The sequence below is a fragment of the Comamonas sp. 4034 genome, assembly GCF_050434545.1.
In the GTDB taxonomy this organism is placed as follows: Bacteria; Pseudomonadota; Gammaproteobacteria; order Burkholderiales; family Burkholderiaceae_C; genus Comamonas; species Comamonas odontotermitis.
This window is the reverse complement of sequence record NZ_JBNDIT010000011.1, coordinates 91481-110991: the sequence shown is the minus strand read 5'-3', so window position 1 is coordinate 110991 and position 19511 is coordinate 91481. Positions and strand designations below refer to the sequence as shown.

Sequence of the window (19511 nt, the reverse complement as noted above, 5' to 3'; positions counted from 1 at the left end):
CGGGCAAAAGCATCCATCCCAGGCCATTTGCCTGCGCAGCGGGCTGTATCGGCGTTGAAAACTTGCGACATCGCAACAAGATTGCGCGCGCAACAAAATTCCCATCAGAGCTGACAATAAACACAGTCGCACACAGGGCAAAGCCTGCGCGGACAATGGCTGCATGGATTCCACCCTGTCCAACACCTCTTCCCCACCCATGGCCGAAGCCTTGGCTGCCCTGCAGCCCGGCGCCCGCTGGATCAACGGCTTTGCCCAGTTGCCACCCGTCTTCTACACCCGCCTGCAGCCCACGCCAATGCCACAGCTGGCCTTGAACGCAGGCAATGGCGCCCTGGCCAGCGCCATGGGCTTTGACAGCGAGTGGCTGCAGACCGAAGCGGCAGCCCAGGTGCTGGGCGGCAACGCCTTGCTGCCCGGCATGGATGCCATGGCCACCGTCTACAGCGGCCACCAGTTTGGCCAGTGGGCTGGGCAGTTGGGCGATGGCCGCGCGATCCTGCTGGGTGAGTTGGCGGCGCCAGACCAGCAGGACAGCAGACAAGGGCTGGAGCTGCAGCTCAAGGGCGCAGGCATGACGCCGTACTCGCGCATGGGCGACGGCCGCGCGGTGCTGCGCTCGTCCATCCGCGAGTACCTGTGCAGCGAAGCCATGCACGCGCTGGGCATTCCCACCACGCGGGCGCTGTCGCTGGTCACCTCGCCGCAGCCGGTGTACCGCGAGACGGTGGAAACCGCTGCCGTGGTGGCCCGCGTAGCGCCCAGCTTTGTGCGCTTTGGCCATTTTGAACACTTTGCGGCGCGCAACCAGCTGGACCACCTGCGCGCGCTGGCCGACTACGTGGTGCAGCGTTACTTTGCCAGCGCTGCCCAGCACGCGAGCGGCACCCCGGCGCGCTACGCGGCCCTGCTGGCTGATATTGCCGAACGCACTGCCCGCATGGTGGCCCAATGGCAAGCTGTGGGCTTTTGCCATGGGGTGATGAACACCGACAACATGAGTATTCTGGGCCTGACCATCGACTACGGCCCCTTCCAGTTTCTGGACCACTACGATGCAGGCCACATCTGCAACCACAGCGACAGCAGTGGCCGCTATGCCTTTTCGCGCCAGCCGCAAATCGCTTACTGGAACCTCTACTGCCTGGGCCAGGCGCTGCTGCCCCTGATTGACGACGAGGACCAGACCGTTGCCGCCATTGATGCCTACAAGCCCGCGCTGGAGAGCGCCATGCTCGCCGCCATGGCCACCAAGCTGGGGTTGCCAGGCGAGGCCGCCCGCATTGCCGACCTGGCCAACCCGCTGCTCACCCTGATGCAGCAGCACCGGGTGGACTACACCCTCTTCTGGCGCGAATTGTCGCAAGCGGTAAAAAATGACCGCCTCCCTGCCCTTACCCACTGGTTTGCAGGCGATGCGGCTTTTGACACCTGGCTGCTACAGTATCAGGAGCTTCTGGCGAACGCTGATAGTACGCAAGCAGCCGATTTGATGCTCAGCACCAACCCCCAATACGTGCTGCGCAACCACCTGGGCCAGCAGGCCATCGAGGCCGCGCAGCGCGGCGACTGGGCGCCCTTTGCACGCTTGCAAAGCGTGCTGGCAGCGCCATATCAGGAACATGCGGGCTGCGAAGACCTGGCAGCCCTCCCGCCCGACTGGGCGCAACACATTGCCATCAGTTGTTCATCATGAGCTTTCCCATCCAGAAAACCGAGGCCCAATGGCAAGCCGAGCTGGCTGCCAAACACGCCGAGCCCGCGGCCTATCAGGTCACGCGCCATGCCGCCACCGAGCGCCCCTTCACCGGCAAGTACGAGCAGCACTGGGCCGACGGCAGCTACCACTGCGTGTGCTGCGGCGCCAAGCTGTTCGACAGTGACACCAAGTTCGACGCGGGCTGCGGCTGGCCCAGCTTCTCGCAGGCCATTCCTGGCTCCATTGCCGAAAATGTGGACCGCAGCCACGGCATGGTGCGGGTGGAGACCGTCTGCGCGCAGTGCGGCGCGCACCTGGGCCATGTCTTCCCCGATGGCCCCCAGCCTACGGGCCTGCGCTATTGCATGAACTCGGCCTCGCTCGATTTCGAAGACGCGAAGTGAGGGTGAGCGCGGCGCGGCAGTGCGGCGGAACTTTTCCGCATCGCCGCGTTCTCACCCATTCGCCGCATTGCGGCAGATCAAGCAACGTCTTCAGCGCAGCTTAAGTCTGGGCAAGTGGGCTCGCGTATCATTGACAGCCTTTCAGACAAAACACTGCGCCGCAGACTGCGGGACTACAAGAACGACTCCAACACGCCACGCGCTGCGCCCTTCCAGACTGCCCTGCATATGAAATTCCTGATCGATTTTTTCCCTATCCTGCTGTTCTTTGTCGCCTTCAAGGTATGGGGCGTGTTTGTGGCAACGGGCGTGGCCATCGTTGCCACCATTGCGCAAATTGCCTACCTGCGCATGAAGACCGGCAAGGTCGAACCCATGCAATGGATCAGCCTGGGGGTGATCGTCATCTTCGGCGGGGCCACCCTCATCTCGCACAACGATACCTTCATCAAGTGGAAGCCTACCGTGCTGTACTGGGTGATGGCCGCCGTGCTGCTGGGCGCCTACTGGATCATGGGCAAGAACCTGATCCAGAAACTCATGTCTGCCCAGGTACAGCTGCCTCAGAATGTCTGGAACAAGCTGAACTACAGCTGGGCGATCTTCTTTCTCGTCATGGGCGTTATCAATATCTGGGTCGCCTACCAGTTCGATCTGGATACCTGGGTCACCTTCAAGATGTTCGGCGGCCTGGGCCTGATGCTCGCCTTCGTAGTGGCGCAAGCCTTGTACCTGAGCCGCCACATCCAGGAAGCGCCACCCGCCAGCAAGGCCCCGGATTCGCTGCCCAAATAAGAAGAACCAGACAGATTGACCTCTCCGGCGCCCTTCCACAAAGCGCCACCAGCTATCGTTTCAATAGTCACCATGCAAACCCAGGACATCACTGCCGCCGCCCTTGACGCCGTGCTGCGCAATACACTCGCGCCCACCCAGCTTGAAGTCATCGACGAGAGCTGGCAGCACGCGGGCCACGCCGGTGCCAATGGCACGGGTGTGGGTACGCATTTCCGGGTTCGCATCGCTTCACCCTTGTTTACCGGCACATCGCGCATCGGCCAGCACCGGCTTGTGTATGATGCGCTGCAAGCATTCATTGACGCGGGTTTACATGCCCTTGCCATTGAAGTCCTCAGTACACCAAAACCATGAAATCACTGGTGTATATTTCATTTCATTGATAAATATTTTGGATTTCGCATGAAAAAACAGCTCTTGTCCGGCCTGGTTGCAGCTGCTCTGCTGGGTGCTGCTGCACTGCCCGCGATGGCTCAGAACATTGGTATCGTCAATGGCAAGCCCGTACCTGCATCGCTGATGCAGACCTTCAAGGAACAAATGGAGCGCAGTGGTCGCCCCGTGACGGCTGACCAGGAAGCCCAGATCAAGGAAGCCATCATCGAGCGCGAAATCTACGCGCAGGCTGCCAAGGCCCAGGGCCTGGACGCCACCGACAGCTTCAAGGGTCAGATGGAACTGGCGCGCCAAGGCATCCTGACGCAAGAGCTGTTTGCCGCTTACGAAAAGTCGCACCCCGTCACCGATGCTGCCGCCAAGGCCGAGTACGACAAGTTTGTCGCCGCAAACCAGGGCAAGGAATACCATGCCTTCCACATCCTGGTGGACAGCGAAGACAAGGCCAAGGCCCTGATCGCCCAGATCAAGAAGGGTGCCAAGTTTGAAGACGTGGCCAAGAAGGAATCGAAGGATCCTGGATCGGGCCAGCGCGGTGGCGATCTGGACTGGGGCAATGCCGCCAACTACGTGCCCGAGTTCTCGGAAGCCATGACCAAGCTGAAGAAGGGCCAGATGACTGACACCCCGGTCAAGACCCAGTTCGGCTACCACATCATCCGTGTGGACGACATGCGTGATGCACAACTGCCCAAGTTTGACGAAGTCAAGCCACAGATCGTGCAGCAACTGCGCCAACAGCAAGTGCAGAAGTACCAGCAAGAGCTGCGTGAAAAGGCCAAGGTCGAATAATCTTCCTTGCGCCTTCAGCCTGCAACCCCTGCCCCGCGCAGGGGTTGTGCTTTTTGTGGCGCACGATGGATCGCGCCACCGATAAACTAACGTTTTCAGACCCGCGCGCAGTCCTGCTGCAGGCCTGGCCTGCGAGGTGAAGGCAATGTGCAAAGCCACCGCCTGTCTCCGAGCGCCCATGCTCCTGCAAGCACCTGCCAAACCATTGGCGACTGCTGCGCCCCAACAAGAAAGAACCACCCCATGCGTCTTCTGCACACCATGCTGCGCGTCGGCAACCTGCAACGCTCCATCGATTTCTACACCCAAGTGCTGGGCATGAGTCTGCTGCGCACCTCCGAGAACCCGGAGTACAAGTATTCGCTCGCCTTTGTGGGCTACGAGGGCGGCAATCCCGGCCAGGCGGAAATCGAGCTGACCTACAACTGGGGCACGGAATCGTACGAGCTGGGCACGGCCTACGGCCACATTGCGCTGGGCGTGCCGGACGCCTACGCCGCCTGCGAGAAGATCAAGGCCAACGGCGGCAACGTGACACGCGAGGCCGGCCCGGTCAAAGGCGGCAGCACGGTGATCGCCTTCGTGACCGACCCGGATGGCTACAAAATCGAATTGATACAAGAAAACTCAAGGACTTACATGAGCGGCCGACAAGATGCCGCCAGCGGCCCTGTTGATGCGCTGCGAAATTCTTGATCTATTGTTAGTCTGCCAAGCCACCCGCAGAGGTGGCTTTTTCATGGGTGGCCCAGTATCAGCCCGCCCATCATTGGTTCGAGCAGCAGGACCCTACGAGTTTTCCAACCCCGCTGGAGGTACGGTATCCGATACACAGGTTCCTTATGCCAATCCAGCGCCGACCCTCACCGTCTCCAACACGAGCGGCGGACGCATCAAGATTACGTCAAATGGCAATGCCTCCGAGACAGGAACCTGCGCAGTAAATGCGGAGCTAGCGCCAGGAGCTTCATGTACGACGCAAGCCTATGCGTGCACTCCTCCTGATCCTGTTGTGCAACCCATAGCAGTCCTCGCACCTCCTGATGTTGGGTGCAACTACGACACAAAAATTGGAACGTATCCCAGGATTTCGACCTCCCCAGAACTAGGTTCTTGGCATGCTTATCCACCGGTGCTAAGCACTCCACCATCATTTGACATTGCAGGTGCAACTATTACGTCGAGTTATGCAAGAAATGCGACTCAAGCCATTTACGATCAAAATGGATCTATTACCAATGTGACTGAATTAACTACAGGAATATTTACGGTAGAGGCTACCGCTCCTGCAGGGTATGGTTTTGGAGCCAACCTCTCACCCAGTATGACCTGGGATCTTCCGTATGATTGCGCTACTCAGGATCCAATAGTACTCCCGTAAAATTACGACCTAGAAAGTACCTGCTGCGCTTTCTGTTGAAAATAGGCGTAAAAATCCAAAAAGCCTCCCCAGTGTATATGACACTTGGGAGGCTCGTTCAATTTCGGCAGTGGTCGCCTAACGAATTAGTCTCGATTTAATTTAATTACCAGTAAGTTCAAATCTTGAGCAAAGTGATATCTTTCAACCTGGTTCATCTGGATATACCATGCCAAACGATCGATATGTGCAGTCCAAAGCTGTTTGCCATGTCAGAGTTGACTCCAAATTTGGACCAAATCCGTACCCGCTCGGAGCCACCGCTGTTACTGTTGCCGTCCTTGGAGCCCTGGCTTCCGCAAGATTTGTTGGCTGTCCTGCACCATCAAACAATAAGGACAGGTAAGGAGGCGGCGGAGTGAAGGTGACTACCGGACTTGGGGCTGCTGGTGAAAAAGTCGGAGGCTGGGCCATCAACATTCCTTCGCCTGCTAATTCTGAATTAGTCCCTCTCTTTGGCGGCGGAGGGCCCCATGCAGCAAGAATCACTTGATTGCCATCGCACACAACCGAAGGAGGTGTTACCACATCCATTTGGAGCAACACAGGTGTGGGCGGTGGAGTACAAGCAGGCAATGTTGTGCAGGAACCTCCTGCAGGAATAGTCGATCCAACCTGACATGTCCCGGTATCCGCCGAATTGGCATTGCTCACAATCCGCACAGCAACACCTGAAGTGTTCGTGAGAGTCTGCAGCGCAGCAGGATCGGCATAAGGCAACGCTGCGTCCGCAACCGTGCCGCCAGTCGGGCTATCGAAGACGTAAGCCACAGCGGCACGCGCTTCACGAATCAGCCCATCTCCTTGATGGATGCCAAAAGAGGCTGTAGCGATCAGCCCCGCAGTCATCAACGCCTTGCAACGCGTTGACTTGAACTTGATCAGCCCCACACAGGCCACTACGGCGGACAAGGCCACAACACCCAAGGTCGTGACGCTTGGCACTGGGGTGGCGGTGCTTGCTACGGCCAGTGGTGCGTAGCCCAGCGAGATGGCACAGCTTCCCTGTACTGCCTGAGCCAGAGTCGACAGCGGAAACCCCACACCACCTGCAAACGCTAGCCCACTAAGGACATTGCGGTTCGTTGCCAGCTTTGTCTTGAACATGTCACACCTCTAAGTTAGGGCGTGAATGCAATGTATCTTTATTTTTCCAAATTGTGAATTAATGTTACATTAATAAGGAATTAAGCTTTTCACGATAGGTAGCGGAATCTGCTACCGCCCTGCGTGAATCTGGGTGAGTGTGTTGCCGTTGGACATGAGGAAGGGTCGACGGTGACACGCTTTCCTCAACAGCCGAGAACGATGTGAATGTTCGAATCCACCTCTAGGGCAAGCTTGTATGAACTCAATGACCACCAGCGAAACCCCTTTGACCGGGAAGCTGTCCACCAGGACACTCAATGCGCTTCATCGCAACGGTTTCTTCACGGTAGAACAAGTCACGGGGCTACGTCCTGGGCACCTGAAGACGCTTCAAGGTCTTGGCCCAGCCGGACTCCGGGAGTTGACAAAAGTGTTCTTGATCAATCAAGTCAGACGCCCTAGAGGGCGACCTCCAAAACGCGATAAGTCTGCTTACTCTCAGACTTGATCCGCTATCCTCCGAGTGGTTTTTATCGCTTCTACACACCTGATCGCCTGCATCTTCGTTCAAGCTGCGCTCGGTATTCATCTGGTCGCAGAGTGCGGCCACTTCGGCGTCTCGCTGTTTTAGAACGTGTTTACGATCTCCTCGCGCCACGACAGTAATTCTGCGGGTGCCCCTAGCCGGGCGCCCCAAACCCACCGTTCCTCCGGGTTGGGGTGAAATTGGGCGATTTCTGCGACCACTCCCACGCCTTCTGCAAGTTATTGGCCGAGGGCTGCGGCATTTCCATTTCGGAAGTAGTTGGGCTCAGTTGGCCAGTGCGGCGCGCGTAGCGGGGTCTCGTAGCCCTCGCGGCGGTCGATCTCTGTCTGCGCGGCACGCAGCAGCAGCTCGAACGTGTCAGCGCCAGGAGCCAAATGCTCCGTGGGCAACCTCGGGCGCTCGGGCATGGGCCCCCTGCTCTCCACGGATACGGCGATGCTGGATGTCTGGAGTTCGACCATGGGCGATGCGGCACACCCCGCCGTTGACATCAGCCTGACACGGCCATCCAACATCCATGCGGCGGCTGATCGTTGATTCGGCATACTGCGCCGCCTGAACTGCCAGGCACACGTCGCGCAGCGATTGACGATGAAGCATGCTTGGCGGCACAAGCCTACTGCGGACTCACTGCAACTCCATCGATCATTCAGGCCGTGCCCGCTGGGGCGCAGGCGTCCGCACATCACCTTCAAAGGTCAAACTTTGTAAAAAATAGATTTTTTATATAGAATTATTTGCTAGAAATTACCCTAATTTCTATTCTCATTGATCATTCAGTTACACTTACCTTTTGGTTAAATATGTAGCAAATTGTTGTAATGTTGAGATTAGATTTTCGTTTTCGCCGTGCCCTTTCCATTGCCAGCCTTGCCGGATTCAGTGCCTGTAGCGTCCAGGCCAGCCAATTGACGCTGTATCTCTCCCAACCGTCCCTCAATGCGGCCCGGAATGCCGCCGTTCCCGATGGCGCCCTGCCGTGGTCTTCGACCTACGGACAGAATTACGCGATAGAGACCTTCAACAACGAGACCCCTGGAGCAAAGGCCTCCGGCGCCTGGGCCATCGGCACCTATGCCGTCGCACCGGGCGGGAATACCGATGTCTCGCGCGCCAACCAATATGGGGGCGCGGGCACCGATACCGCACTGGGCCAAGGCGGCTCCCATTTCCTCAACGCGGGCAACGCCGGTAGCCCCGCCGGCGTCACCATCACCCTGACAAAGCCGGCGCGGTATGTCGGCTTCTGGTGGTCGGCCGGCTCCAATGGCAACAACGTGGAATTGCTGGACGAGCATGACAACGTGCTCACGAGCATGACCACCAACGATCTGATGCGCTTCCTGAACGACCCAGCCAACACGACGATGAAGGCGCTGAACGGAACGACAACCTATACACGGACCCAGTACAACGGAAACCCATTCTTCGGCACCCCGGCCAATGCCGGGGAGCCTTATGTCTACCTGAACTATGTCTTGAACGACACAACCGGATTCGGCACCACCGTCATCCGGAAAATCCGGTTCTGGGGATCGGGCTTCGAGCTCGACAACGTGGCTGTTCGCGAAGAGGCATTGCCCGGGCTGCCAGCCGAAACGGAGTTGCCCGATTCATGGGTGCCGACGGAGATCACCAAGGATTTTGTCGATCCTCCCGTCACGGCCAACGACTCAGGGGCAACGCGCATCAATACTGCCTCGGGGCCGCTCGATCTGACTGCCAATGACCCGTTTGTACCGGCAGGCAGCTCCGTTACGCCTCAGCCTTCCTCGGCCAACGGTGGCACGGTCGCGCCGCATCCGGACTACCCGGGCCAGTTCCTCTACACGCCGGCCCCAGGCTTCCACGGCGTTGATACGTTCAGCTATCAGGTCTGCCTGCCGCCGCCCAACCAGAGCAAATGCGCAACATCGACGGTCACAATGACGGTCACCGCTCCGGACCTGGTGGTGGATTTGACGGATATCAAGCCAACCGCCACCGTGGGGGTCCCCTATGAAGGCTCCTTCACCTGCACGAACCAGGGCACTGCCGACGCATTGACAGGCACCCGTTGCACGACGGGGCCCCTGCCCGGCGGGCTGGCCGTTGGCATCTGCACGATGAGCCCTGCCGGTACGGTATGGCATGCAGGCGATGCCATACCCAAGGATGCAGTGGTCACCTGCGCGGTCACCGGCACGCCAACCAATGACAAGGGCGTGACGACCACCATTGGCACCACGGATACCGATGGGGATTCCAACCCAGGCAACAACAGCGCATCCAAACAGATCACCGTCGAGGGAGCGCCCGATCTGGTGATCGATCTGGAAGGTCTGCCGCCCACCGGCGTCATTGATCGGCCTTACCAAGGCAGCTACACCTGCAGGAACCAGGGCAGCGCCGACATCGCAGGGGCAGAATGCACCGCCACCGGCCTTCCGCCCGGAGTGAGCCAGGGGCCGCAGGCCTGCACCATGGTCACCCCATCCGGTCGCGGTGCTGTCGGTTGGGCGTCGCCCGCCGACATTCCCGAAGGGGCCGTGGTGACATGCATTGTGGAAGGAACACCCACGCAACAGGGCCCGTCCACTACCAATGGCACGGCTGGCAACAGCACGGCCACCAAAGACATCACCATCAGCGCAACGCCCGTGCCAACCGAGGTGCCCTCGCTGACCGGGTGGATCACGCTTGTGCTCTCTGTCATGATGGCTGTGCTCGGCCTGCGCAGCATCCGCAGGCACCAGCGCTGATCGGAAAGCCACCCTCGGGTGGCTTTTTCATGGGGCGGTGGCCGATTCCCGCTTGCCACGCTTCAACGGAGGGAACTCCGCACTCGGGAGCCGCTATGCGATTGAACCAGGGGCCGCGCCCGCTGCGCTACAGGGCGTCACCATGGGCCCTGGCCTTCTGGCGATACATGTCCCGGTCCGCGTGCTTGAGCAGGGTCTGCGCATCGGAGCCATCGGCGGGATAGATCGCCTGACCGATGGATGCCCCCAGGTGAACCGATTCGTGCGCAGGCACGCCTTTGAGGCTGGTGAATGCCTTGCTCAACACTTCCATGATCTTGTCACGCACCATGCTGGCCTGCTCCTGGGTTTCCACCCCCTGCAGCACCACGACGAATTCGTCGCCCCCCAGGCGCGCCAGCATGTCGTTGCCGCGCAGAATGCTGCGGATGCGCTGCACCACCTCGATGAGCGCGAGGTCGCCGTTTTCATGGCCCCAGCGGTCATTGAGCGGCTTGAACTTGTCCAGATCCATGAAAAGGACCGCAAAAGGCACCGGCAGGGCTCCGTTGGCCGGTTTTCTGGTGAGCGTGTCCAGAATATGCGTGAGCGCACTGCGGTTGGAGGCACCTGTCAGCGGATCGGTAAACAGCCGGTGGCGCATGTGGTGCACATTGCTGGCCAGCTCCCCGATCTCGTCATTGCGGGCAACCCCGATGGGTGCATCGATCTCGCCCTGCCCCACGCGGCGCACCGCGTGCGTGAGCGAACGCATGTCATGGGCAAGGCCCCCGAAGATGCGCAGGCCCAGGCCCAGGGCAGTCCCCAAGGCCAGCAGGCCCAGCGCAACCACCAGGATGACGTGCGAGCGAATGCCGGCCAGCATCTCCTGGTGCGGCACGGCCACCACGGCGAGCCAGTTCAGACCGGCATCATCGGTGATCCGGCGGTAGGCCACTTCGATGGCCTTTCCATCCGTATCGAAAATCAGCGAGGTCTCCGCCACTTCGATCGAGCCCTCAAACCGGGAACGCAGCTTTTCGTAGGCCACTTCGATCAAACGATCGCCTGACGCACCGGCATTCACACGGCTGGGCCGCGCACCGGCCGTATAGCGGATGTTCTCCAGCCCGGTGGCGGCAATCAGATCCCCATTGGGCTCCATGATGAAGGCACTGGCCCCCTTGGCCAGCGGCATGGCATCGACAAACCGGCGCAGATTGTTCAGAAGCACATCGGTGGCCACCACGCCGATGACCGCACCACCCTCGGCATGAACGCTGCGTGCGCGCGTCATCACCAGATCCCGGGCATTGAAGTCGATATACACCGGCGTCCACACATGGCCTTTTGCCGCCTGGGCCAGGGTGTACCAGGGGCGTGTGCGCGGGTCGAACAACTGCTTCTCGGTAGATAGCAGAACAGGAGCTGCCTTGATTCCCGGCACCATATAGATGTTGCGGAAATCCTCGGCGCGCAGTTTCAGCCGCAGCTCTGCCACCGTCTCGCTCTTGCGCAGCAGGCCAATGCCCTGCCCGCTCTGGTTGCCGTAGTACACGTAGTCGCCATCATTGCCGGTCAGCGAGGTTGCGGCCCACAGGCGGGTGCGCAGTGCGGGCATCTCGTCCTGCAGCCTGCCGGAGGCGTACATGCCCTCGGGAAACGAGGCCTCGATGATGGAGCGCGAGCTGAAGATATGCCGGTCGACCGCCTGGCTGATGCGCTCGGCCATCTCCACCATCAGCTGCTGCGACAGGGTCGAGACGGTCTTGCTGCCCGTCCAGTACCACAGCACGCCGAGCACGCCTGTCAGCAGCGCAATCAGCATCACGAAAGGCAGAATCAGGGAGATCGTCAGCGATGAGGCTTTACGGGTGAGCATGGCAGATCAGGCAAGGCATTCTTTGCATTACATAGGCATCCGGACATCCCGCGCATTGCGGCACGCCAAAGCCTCGCAGGATAAGTTGATAGGAATAACATATGAAACTGCGGTACTTTGATTTAACAAAACTTTGTTTGGATTCATCACAAATCCACGAAAAAAGCCCGCTGATCCTGCACGGATCCGCGGGCTTTTTGCTATTCAATCAGGAGTAATCGGCTGGCCTCAATGCACGCCAGCGCCGGATTGGCTTCCTCTCAGGCCTTGCGGGGCAAGGCTGCGGCTTCGCGCGCCAGCAGTGTGATGCGCTCCCAGTCGCCACGCTCGAGCGTGTCGGTCGGCACCAGCCAGGAGCCGCCCACGCAGACCACGTTCTTCAGCGCCAGAAACTCGGTCGCATTGGCCTGCGTGATGCCTCCGGTGGGGCAGAAGCGCACCTCGCCGAACGGGCCCTGCCAGGCCTTGAGCATGTTGATGCCACCGGCCTGCATGGCGGGGAAGAATTTCAGCTCGTTGAAGCCATCTTCCTGCGCCTGCATGATTTCGCTGCTGGTAGCCACACCGGGCAGCAGCGGGAGCTTGAGATCGCGGCAGGCCTGGCCCACGGCGTGCGTGTAACCGGGGCTCACGGCAAAGCGCGCGCCCGCAGCTGCGGCGGCCTTGGCGTCGGCACTGCTGCGCACGGTGCCAGCCCCCACGATGGCTTCGGGCACCGCCTTGGCAATGGCCTCGATGCTGGGCAGGCCTTGCGGCGTGCGCAAGGTCACCTCCAGCACGCGGATGCCGCCACCCACCAGGGCCTTGGCCATCGATACGGCGTGGTCCACATCGTGCAGCACGATCACCGGAATGACCGGTGCGTTCTGCATGATCGATAAAGCTGTCAGTTGCTCAGCCATGTGCAAGCCCCTTCTTCTGCGCTCGTCGCGTTGCGCCGGAATCCGGCAAACAGTTCACGGCCCAGCCCGCGCCCATTGGCGCGCAACTGCTCGGCCGATATTGTGGCGTTCTCGCGTGCATTCCACACGGCCGCCTCCACTTCGGCCTGCATGATACCGGTTTCAGCATTCAGCAGCACCACATCACCATCCTGAATCTTGGCCAACGGCCCCCCGGCCAGCGCCTCGGGCGATACATGGATCGCCGCCGGCACCTTGCCGGATGCACCGCTCATGCGTCCGTCCGTCACCAGCGCCACCATGTAGCCCTTGCCCTGCAGCACCGCCAGCGGCGGCGTGAGCTTGTGCAGCTCGGGCATGCCGTTGGCCTGCGGGCCCTGCCAGCGCACCACGCACACCACGCCATTGTGGCCGTTGGTCTGGCAGATACGCTCCAGTTCACCCGATTTGAAAGCGGCCTGCAAGGCGTCCTGCGAATCGAACACCTTGGCAGGCGCACGCAGCACATGGCGGTCTTGCGGCACGGCGCTGACCTTGATCACACTGCGGCCCAGGTTACCGGTGAGCAGTTTGAGGCCCCCGGTCGGGCTGAATGGAGCATCCACGGGGCGCAGCACATCGGTGTCGCCCGACACGCCCGCGTCCTTCCACGCCAGTTGGCCCGCTTCCACATGCGGAATGCGGGCAAAGGCCAACAGCCCCTCGTCACGCACGGTCAGCACATCGCCGTGCATCAGTCCGGCGGCCAGCAGCTGGCCGATCACGTAGCCCGGACCGCCTGCGGCCTGGAATTGGTTCACATCGGCTGCGCCATTGGGGTACACGCGCGCCAGCAGCGGCACCACCGACGACAGCTGTTCAAAATCGTTCCAGTCAATGACGATGCCCGCCGCGCGCGCCACCGCCACCCAGTGGATGAGGTGGTTGGTGGAGCCGCCTGTTGCCAACAGCGCCACCATGGCGTTGACGATGCAGCGCTCATCCACCACGCGGCCGATGGGCGCAAAACGCTTGCCATGGGTGATGCCCAGCACGGTACGCATGGCTTCGCGCGTGAGGAGTTCGCGTTCGCCATCCTCCGGGTTGACGAAGGCGGTACCGGGCACGTGCAGGCCCATGGCTTCGAGCAGCATCTGGTTGCTGTTGGCGGTGCCGTAGAAGGTGCAGGTGCCCGCGTCGTGGTAGGCGGCCATTTCGGCCTCCAGCAATTTTTCACGGCCCACCAGGCCCTGGGCCGCCAGTTCGCGCACCTTGGCCTTGTCGCCGTTGGACAGGCCCGATTTCATCGGCCCCGCAGGCACGAACACCATTGGCAGGTGCCCGAAATGCAGCGCGCCAATGAGCAGGCCGGGCACGATCTTGTCGCACACGCCCAGCATCAGCGCGGCATCAAAGGTGTCGTGCGTCAGCGCCACGGCGGTACCCATGGCAATGGTGTCGCGGCTGAAGAGGGACAGCTCCATGCCCGGCATGCCTTGCGTCACGCCGTCGCACATGGCTGGCACGCCACCAGCCACCTGGGCGGTAGCCCCGTGGCGGCGCGCTTCGTCCTTCAGAATGTCGGGGTAGCCGGCAAACGGCGCGTGGGCCGAGAGCACATCGTTGTATGCCGTAACGATGCCGACATTGGGCCCCTTTTCCTCGACGATGCGGATCTTGTCCTTGCCCGGCAGGCCCGCCACCGCGTGCGCCACGTTGGCGCAGCCCATGGAGCGCATCTGCGGCGGGCGCGCCGCCATCGCATCCACCTGGGCCAGATAGTCGCCGCGCGTGGCTGCGCTCTTGCTGCGAATGCGGTCGGTGACCGCTTGGAGAATCGGGTGGAGTGGCGTCATGGGGATTTCCTTTGTATGGGCGTGTCTGCGGTCTCCTCACGGGCCCTGGTGGCCTGTGCCTTGCGCGCAGACCGCCAACACACCCTCCGCGTTCAAGGCGCAGTCTGCGCTGCGCTTGGTTTTGTCTATTTTTATAGCATACGCGCCTTACACAATGTGCGCAGGCGCATATTTTTGCTACTTATTTTGCTTCGCGCGCCTGCTTGACGGCGCCTTGCACGGCGTCCCAGGTGCCCTGCCCCACGGTCTTGGCAATGCCTGCATTGACCGACGTCAATTTGTCACGCATGCGGTTGGCCTCGGCGGCAGGCAGCTCATTCACCTGCATGCCCTTGGTCTTGATGTCGGCCAGGGCCTTGGCGGCTTCTTCGCGGGTGTCCTTGCGCTCGAAATCACGGCTCTTGATGGCAGCATCCTGCAGCACCTTCTTCTCGGCGGCACTCAGGCCATCCCACCATTTCTTGCTCACCGTCACGATCCAGGGGCTGTAGACGTGGTTGGAAACGGTCAGGTACTTCTGCACTTCGTAGAACTTGCTAGACAGCACGGTGTTATACGGATTTTCCTGGCCATCCACCGCCTTGGTTTCCAGCGCGGTGAAGAGTTCGGAGAACGGCAGCGGCACGGCGTTGGCGCCCAGGGCCTTGAAGCTGTCGAGGAACACGTTGTTCTGCATCACGCGCAGCTTCACATCCTGCAGGTCTTCCAGCTTGGCGATTGGCCGCTTGTTGTTGGTCAGGTTGCGAAAGCCGTTTTCCCAGTACACGAGGCCGACCATGCCCTTGGGCTCCAGCGTCGCCTTGACCTTTTCACCCACCGGGCCGTCCAGCACGGCGTCCGCCTCCTTCACGTTGCTGAAGAGAAACGGCGTGTCCCACACCGCCATCTCGGGCGCAAGACCGACCAGGGTGGCGGTCGAGCCCACCATCATCTCCTGCGCACCGCCAATCAGCGCCTGCTGCATCTGCGTGTCCGACCCCAGCGATGCATTGCCGATGGCGCGCACCTTCATCTTGCCGCCCGATGCCTTCTCGACCTCCTGTGCAAAGAAGCGCGCCGCGCGCCCCTGGTTGGAATCCTCCACCAGGCCATAGCCAAAGCGCACGATGCGAGGCTTGAAATCCTGGGCGAGCGCCTGCGTGGCCGCGCCTGCAGCCATCAGGCCCACGAGCGCGCCCACCACGGTCAGCTTGGAAAATTGGATACGCATACCTGTCTCCTTTTGTTGGGCACGCGGCCCGGGGTTGAATCAATATCGAAACAAAACTGGTTTTCAGCGCCCAATCATCAAGCGCAACCAGCTATCAAATAGATAGTAAAAAACCGTTGTCAATGCATCCACTTGAGCGGCACGGTCACGATCTGCGGAAACACCACCAGGAGCGCCGCCAGAAACACATAGGCCAAGAGGAACGGCGTCGTGCCCTTGATGACCACCTCCATGCGCAGCCTGCCCACGCCCGCCACCACGTTCTGCACCGTGCCCACGGGCGGGGTGATGAGGCCGATGCAGCCCACATAGATGAACATGAAGCCGAAGTACACCGGATCGATACCGGCCTTGGCAGCCAGCGGCGCGCACACAGGGCCGAAGATCAGGATCGTTGGCGTCAGATCCATCGCCGTTCCCACCACCAGCAGGAAAATCATCATCACCGCCATGAACAGCATCGGCTGCCCCAGAAGGCCCGAGAAGCTGTCGGCCAGCATGTTGGGCAGATCGGCCAGCGTGATCATGTAGGCGGTGACGGTGGCTGCGCCGCACAGGAACATCACCACCGCCGTCGTCTTGGCAGCGGCCAGAAACACCTCGTACAGCTTGCACCAGCTCATCTCGCGGTACACCACCATCGATACGAACAGCGCATACACGGCGGCCACCACGGCCGCCTCGGTCGGGGTGAACACACCCCCCTTGAGCCCGCCCAGAATGATGACGGGCATCATCATGGCCCAGAAGCTCTTGGCCAGTGCCTTCATGCGCGCGCCCCACGCCACGCGCTCGCCGGAACGCAGGTCGTACTTGGCGGCAATCTTCCACCACGCGCCGATCAGGAACACGCCCATGATGAGGCCCGGCACCACGCCCGAGAGGAACAGTTTGCTGATCGAGGTGTTGGTGGTCACCCCATAGATCACGAAAGGCATGGATGGCGGAATGATGGGCGCAATGATGCCGCCCGAGGCCAGCAGGCCCGAGCTGTAGCTGTCGGGGTACTTCTGATCGCGCATCATCGGCAGCAAAATGGTGGCAAGCGCCGCAGTATCGGCAATGGCCGAGCCGCTCATCGACGCCAGGAGCACCGCCGCGCCAATGGCCACATAGCCCAGCCCGCCACGGATATGGCCCACAAAGGCCTGCGCCAGCGCAATGATGCGGCGCGACAGGCCGCCTGCATTCATCAGCTCACCGGCCAGAATGAAGAACGGCACGGCCAGCAATGGAAAGTTGTCAAACCCGGCCTGCAGGTTCTGCGCGAGCAACTGGGTATCGAAGAAATCCAGATGCCACATCAGTGCCACGCCGGTCAGCACCAGGGCGTGCGCAATCGGCATGCCGATCACCATACCGCCAATCAGCACCGAGAGAAAAATCAGGGTCACGACCATGGCTGCGCTCCTTATTCCACCATGGCGTCAGCCGATTGCGCCGGGCCGCCGCGCAGCGCATCGCGCGCCACGACCACCAGCATGCCCACGGACAGCACCAGGGTCGCCGCCGCGCCCAGGGCAAGCGGGTAGCCCAGCACGGTGCTGTAGCTGCTCCAGCCTGCCACCACCTGCTCCCACGATCCCCACAGCAGCATCAGCATGCAAGCGGCGATGAGGAACTGCGACACCCAGAACAGAGCCTTGCGCGTGGCGGGGCCGACGCGCGAAGTCACCAGATCGAAACCCAGGTGCGCGCCTTCAAATGCCGCAACAATCGCGCCGATGGCCACCAGCCAGACAAACAGCAGGCGCGATACCTCTTCGTACGACACGATGCTGGTATGAAAGAGATAGCGCAGAACGACGTTGACGAACACGGCGATCACCATGCCCGCCAACGCCAGCACCATCAGGGCTTCTGCCATCCGCTGGATGCGCGGTTTGGGCTTTTTCGCTTCCTGGTCAGGGGTTGTCATCGTCAGTCTCCTGTGATTGATTCTTGGGGTGGGTTCACTGCTTTCACTGCCGGGCCAACGGCATGGCCTTGACCCATTGCTGCGTGGCCAGCGCGATCTCTGCCAGCGGCTCGGTCGCCTTCAAGGTCAGGACATCGGGCTCGGCTCGCGGGTCCTGCAAGGTGGCGAACTGGTTGGCCACCAGCTCCGGCGAGAAAAAATGCCCGCCCCGCGTCTGCACACGAGCCAGGGCCGTTTCGTAATCCAGATCCAGAAACACAAAGCCCAGGCCAGGCTGGGCGGCACGCAATTGATCGCGGTACTTGCGCTTGAGGGCCGAGCAGGTCAGCACCACGCCGTGCTGTGCATCGGCCGCGGCCAGCAGGGCCGCCAGGCGCGCCAGCCAGCCTTCGCGGTCGGCATCGGTCAGTGCAATGCCTGCGGCCATCTTGGCAACGCTCTCGGGCGCATGGTAGGTATCGCCCTCCACCAGTTGCCAGCCCAGTTGCCGCGCAATGGCCTCCCCCGCGCTGGATTTGCCGCAGCCCGACACCCCCATGACAACCAGGGCAATCGGGGGAAAGGGAGCAGGAATGGTGTTCTCGGTCATCTGGATAGCGCTATCCAATAGAGTCAAAAATAAATGCAATGCCTTGATATTCTGGAAAAATCGGCACTTCTATCAGCACACGAAAATTCGCTTCAAGCCACTGCAAACCCTGTATCGAAAAGATTGGGATAGCGCTATCATAGCCGCATAACTACGCGCCAGACCTAGGAGAATCCCTTGCCCGCCAAGCCGGCCCCTGCGGCCCCCCAGCCCCTATCTGCCACCGACAAAGAGGCCCGGCGCTCCCGTGCCAGCGGCCGCATCACCTTGAGCGATGTCGCCGCCGAAGCCGGCGTGAGCCCGATCACCGTCTCACGCGCCCTGCGTGGCGAGCGGCGCGTGGATGCAGCGCTGGTCGACAAGGTGCGCGCCGTGGCCGAGCGCATGGGCTATGTGCCAGACCCGGCGGCGCGCGCCCTCGCCTCGCAAAAGAGCACGCAGGTGCTGGTGCTGATTCCGCTGCTGTCGAACACCTTGTTCGTGGACCTGCTGGAAGCCGCCCACAAGGTGCTGTTTGCCGCAGGCCACCATATGCTGATCGGCGTGACGCACTACGACAGCGCCGAAGAAGAGCAACTGCTGCGCGCCTACCTGCCCATGCGCCCCGCCGGCCTGCTGCTGACAGGCTTTGACCGCAGCCCGGGCGCGGCGCAGCTGCTGGCTGCCAGCACCATTCCGCGTGTGCATGTGATGGAATTGCACGATCCAGCCGCTAAAGACATCGACACCGGCACCGGCTCCGGAACCGAGCCCGCAGCCACCGTCCCCAGCCCCGTCTACAGCGTCGGTTTCTCGCAGACCGATGCGGGCGCTGCCATCACCCGGCACCTGCTGGAGAGAGGCTGCCGGCGCATCGCGTTCTGCGGTGCGCAGCTCGATGCCCGCGTGCTCCAGCGCCTGGCAGGCTACCGCCTGGCGCTGCAGACAGCGGGCCTCTACGATCCGTCGCTGGAAATCCTGAACCCCGAGCGCTCCTCCCTTGCTCTGGGTTCGCAGCTTTTTGAACAGGTACTGCGCACCCACCCAGCGGTAGATGCCATCTTTTTCTGCAACGACGACATTGCCCAGGGCGCCCTGCTCGCCGCGACCCGTTTAGGGCTGCAGGTGCCGGGGCAGATTGCCATTGCCGGCTTCAACGACCTGCCCGGCAGCGACCAGATGGTGCCGCCGCTCACCACCATCCGCACGCCACGCGGCACCGTGGGAGAACAGGCTGCCACCATGCTGCTGCAGCTGATACGCGGGCAGTCCGTACCCCAGCCCCGGCTGGACCTGGGCTACACCCTGGTGCAGCGGCAAAGCAGCTGATC

Annotated in this window: 17 protein-coding genes; 9 read left to right on the top strand and 8 right to left on the bottom strand. The window is 61.3% G+C overall.

The window, feature by feature from the left end:
- Positions 1–199: 199 nt before the first annotated feature.
- The 6 genes from ABIE32_RS13525 (at position 200) to gloA (ending at position 4785) form a co-directional block, all read left to right on the top strand.
- Positions 200–1696: a protein adenylyltransferase SelO gene (locus ABIE32_RS13525; protein WP_429016954.1), complete on the top strand. Its 1497-nt coding sequence runs from the start codon at positions 200–202 to the stop codon at positions 1694–1696.
- The gene (gene msrB, locus ABIE32_RS13520; protein ID WP_224152363.1) at positions 1693–2103 is read left to right on the top strand and encodes a peptide-methionine (R)-S-oxide reductase MsrB; all 411 of its coding nucleotides are present in this window, start codon (positions 1693–1695) and stop codon (positions 2101–2103) included. Before ABIE32_RS13525 ends, msrB begins: the two co-directional genes overlap by 4 nt.
- 228 nt (positions 2104–2331) lie before the next feature.
- Positions 2332–2898, top strand: a complete 567-nt coding sequence (locus ABIE32_RS13515) for a septation protein A (RefSeq protein WP_429016873.1) — start codon at positions 2332–2334, stop codon at positions 2896–2898.
- A gap of 72 nt (positions 2899–2970) precedes the next feature.
- Positions 2971–3255, top strand: coding sequence for a BolA family protein (locus ABIE32_RS13510; protein ID WP_429016872.1), 285 nt, complete (start codon positions 2971–2973; stop codon positions 3253–3255).
- 48 nt (positions 3256–3303) lie between these two features.
- The gene (locus tag ABIE32_RS13505) at positions 3304–4089 is read left to right on the top strand and encodes a peptidylprolyl isomerase (protein ID WP_429016870.1); all 786 of its coding nucleotides are present in this window, start codon (positions 3304–3306) and stop codon (positions 4087–4089) included.
- A gap of 243 nt (positions 4090–4332) precedes the next feature.
- Positions 4333–4785 carry a lactoylglutathione lyase gene (gene gloA, locus ABIE32_RS13500; RefSeq protein WP_429016869.1) on the top strand — a complete coding sequence of 151 codons (453 nt, stop codon included), beginning with the start codon at positions 4333–4335 and terminating at the stop codon, positions 4783–4785.
- 868 nt (positions 4786–5653) lie between these two features.
- Here gloA and ABIE32_RS13495 read toward each other — a convergent pair.
- Entirely contained in the window at positions 5654–6616 is a 963-nt protein-coding gene (locus tag ABIE32_RS13495; RefSeq protein WP_429016866.1) for a midcut-by-XrtH protein, read from the bottom strand.
- 883 nt (positions 6617–7499) lie between these two features.
- Between ABIE32_RS13495 and ABIE32_RS13490 the strand changes: the two genes are divergently transcribed.
- Complete coding sequence (locus tag ABIE32_RS13490) at positions 7500–7682, top strand: hypothetical protein (RefSeq protein WP_429016864.1); 183 nt, start codon at positions 7500–7502, stop codon at positions 7680–7682.
- Between the two features lie 284 nt (positions 7683–7966).
- The gene (locus ABIE32_RS13485) at positions 7967–9886 is read left to right on the top strand and encodes an Ig-like domain-containing protein (protein ID WP_429016862.1); all 1920 of its coding nucleotides are present in this window, start codon (positions 7967–7969) and stop codon (positions 9884–9886) included.
- 127 nt (positions 9887–10013) lie between these two features.
- Here the strand turns inward: ABIE32_RS13485 and ABIE32_RS13480 are convergent, their stop codons facing one another.
- The 7 genes from ABIE32_RS13480 to ABIE32_RS13450 all read right to left on the bottom strand — a co-directional run bounded on the left by ABIE32_RS13480 (position 10014) and on the right by ABIE32_RS13450 (position 18201).
- Positions 10014–11747, bottom strand: a complete 1734-nt coding sequence (locus tag ABIE32_RS13480; RefSeq protein WP_429016859.1) for a diguanylate cyclase domain-containing protein — start codon at positions 11745–11747, stop codon at positions 10014–10016.
- A gap of 260 nt (positions 11748–12007) precedes the next feature.
- Entirely contained in the window at positions 12008–12649 is a 642-nt protein-coding gene (eda, locus tag ABIE32_RS13475; protein ID WP_224152355.1) for a bifunctional 4-hydroxy-2-oxoglutarate aldolase/2-dehydro-3-deoxy-phosphogluconate aldolase, read from the bottom strand.
- Positions 12634–14484, bottom strand: a complete 1851-nt coding sequence (gene edd / locus ABIE32_RS13470) for a phosphogluconate dehydratase (RefSeq protein WP_429016856.1) — start codon at positions 14482–14484, stop codon at positions 12634–12636. The genes eda and edd overlap by 16 nt, the downstream gene beginning before the upstream one ends.
- Positions 14485–14665: 181 nt before the next feature.
- The gene (locus ABIE32_RS13465; protein WP_429016853.1) at positions 14666–15694 is read right to left on the bottom strand and encodes a TRAP transporter substrate-binding protein; all 1029 of its coding nucleotides are present in this window, start codon (positions 15692–15694) and stop codon (positions 14666–14668) included.
- A 119-nt stretch (positions 15695–15813) separates the two neighbouring features.
- The gene (locus ABIE32_RS13460; protein WP_429016851.1) at positions 15814–17094 is read right to left on the bottom strand and encodes a TRAP transporter large permease; all 1281 of its coding nucleotides are present in this window, start codon (positions 17092–17094) and stop codon (positions 15814–15816) included.
- Between the two features lie 11 nt (positions 17095–17105).
- Positions 17106–17612 carry a TRAP transporter small permease subunit gene (locus ABIE32_RS13455; protein WP_429016849.1) on the bottom strand — a complete coding sequence of 169 codons (507 nt, stop codon included), beginning with the start codon at positions 17610–17612 and terminating at the stop codon, positions 17106–17108.
- Between the two features lie 43 nt (positions 17613–17655).
- Positions 17656–18201: a gluconokinase gene (locus ABIE32_RS13450; RefSeq protein ID WP_429016846.1), complete on the bottom strand. Its 546-nt coding sequence runs from the start codon at positions 18199–18201 to the stop codon at positions 17656–17658.
- Positions 18202–18378: 177 nt separating this feature from the next.
- Here ABIE32_RS13450 and ABIE32_RS13445 point away from each other — a divergent pair, with 177 nt between their 5' ends.
- On the top strand, positions 18379–19509 hold the full coding sequence (locus tag ABIE32_RS13445) for a LacI family DNA-binding transcriptional regulator (protein WP_429016844.1): 1131 nt from the start codon (positions 18379–18381) through the stop codon (positions 19507–19509).
- Positions 19510–19511: the final 2 nt, after the last annotated feature.

Coding starts and splice junctions, on each gene's coding strand:
- ABIE32_RS13505 (WP_429016870.1), top strand. CDS start 3,304: ATGAAAAAACAGCTCTTGTCCGGCCTGGTTGCAGCTGCTCTGCTGGGT.
- ABIE32_RS13485 (WP_429016862.1), top strand. CDS start 7,967: ATGTTGAGATTAGATTTTCGTTTTCGCCGTGCCCTTTCCATTGCCAGC.
- eda (WP_224152355.1), bottom strand. CDS start 12,649: ATGGCTGAGCAACTGACAGCTTTATCGATCATGCAGAACGCACCGGTC.
- ABIE32_RS13525 (WP_429016954.1), top strand. CDS start 200: ATGGCCGAAGCCTTGGCTGCCCTGCAGCCCGGCGCCCGCTGGATCAAC.
- ABIE32_RS13510 (WP_429016872.1), top strand. CDS start 2,971: ATGCAAACCCAGGACATCACTGCCGCCGCCCTTGACGCCGTGCTGCGC.
- edd (WP_429016856.1), bottom strand. CDS start 14,484: ATGACGCCACTCCACCCGATTCTCCAAGCGGTCACCGACCGCATTCGC.
- ABIE32_RS13460 (WP_429016851.1), bottom strand. CDS start 17,094: ATGGTCGTGACCCTGATTTTTCTCTCGGTGCTGATTGGCGGTATGGTG.
- ABIE32_RS13465 (WP_429016853.1), bottom strand. CDS start 15,694: ATGCGTATCCAATTTTCCAAGCTGACCGTGGTGGGCGCGCTCGTGGGC.
- ABIE32_RS13480 (WP_429016859.1), bottom strand. CDS start 11,747: ATGCTCACCCGTAAAGCCTCATCGCTGACGATCTCCCTGATTCTGCCT.
- ABIE32_RS13450 (WP_429016846.1), bottom strand. CDS start 18,201: ATGACCGAGAACACCATTCCTGCTCCCTTTCCCCCGATTGCCCTGGTT.
- gloA (WP_429016869.1), top strand. CDS start 4,333: ATGCGTCTTCTGCACACCATGCTGCGCGTCGGCAACCTGCAACGCTCC.
- msrB (WP_224152363.1), top strand. CDS start 1,693: ATGAGCTTTCCCATCCAGAAAACCGAGGCCCAATGGCAAGCCGAGCTG.
- ABIE32_RS13495 (WP_429016866.1), bottom strand. CDS start 6,616: ATGTTCAAGACAAAGCTGGCAACGAACCGCAATGTCCTTAGTGGGCTA.
- ABIE32_RS13455 (WP_429016849.1), bottom strand. CDS start 17,612: ATGACAACCCCTGACCAGGAAGCGAAAAAGCCCAAACCGCGCATCCAG.
- ABIE32_RS13515 (WP_429016873.1), top strand. CDS start 2,332: ATGAAATTCCTGATCGATTTTTTCCCTATCCTGCTGTTCTTTGTCGCC.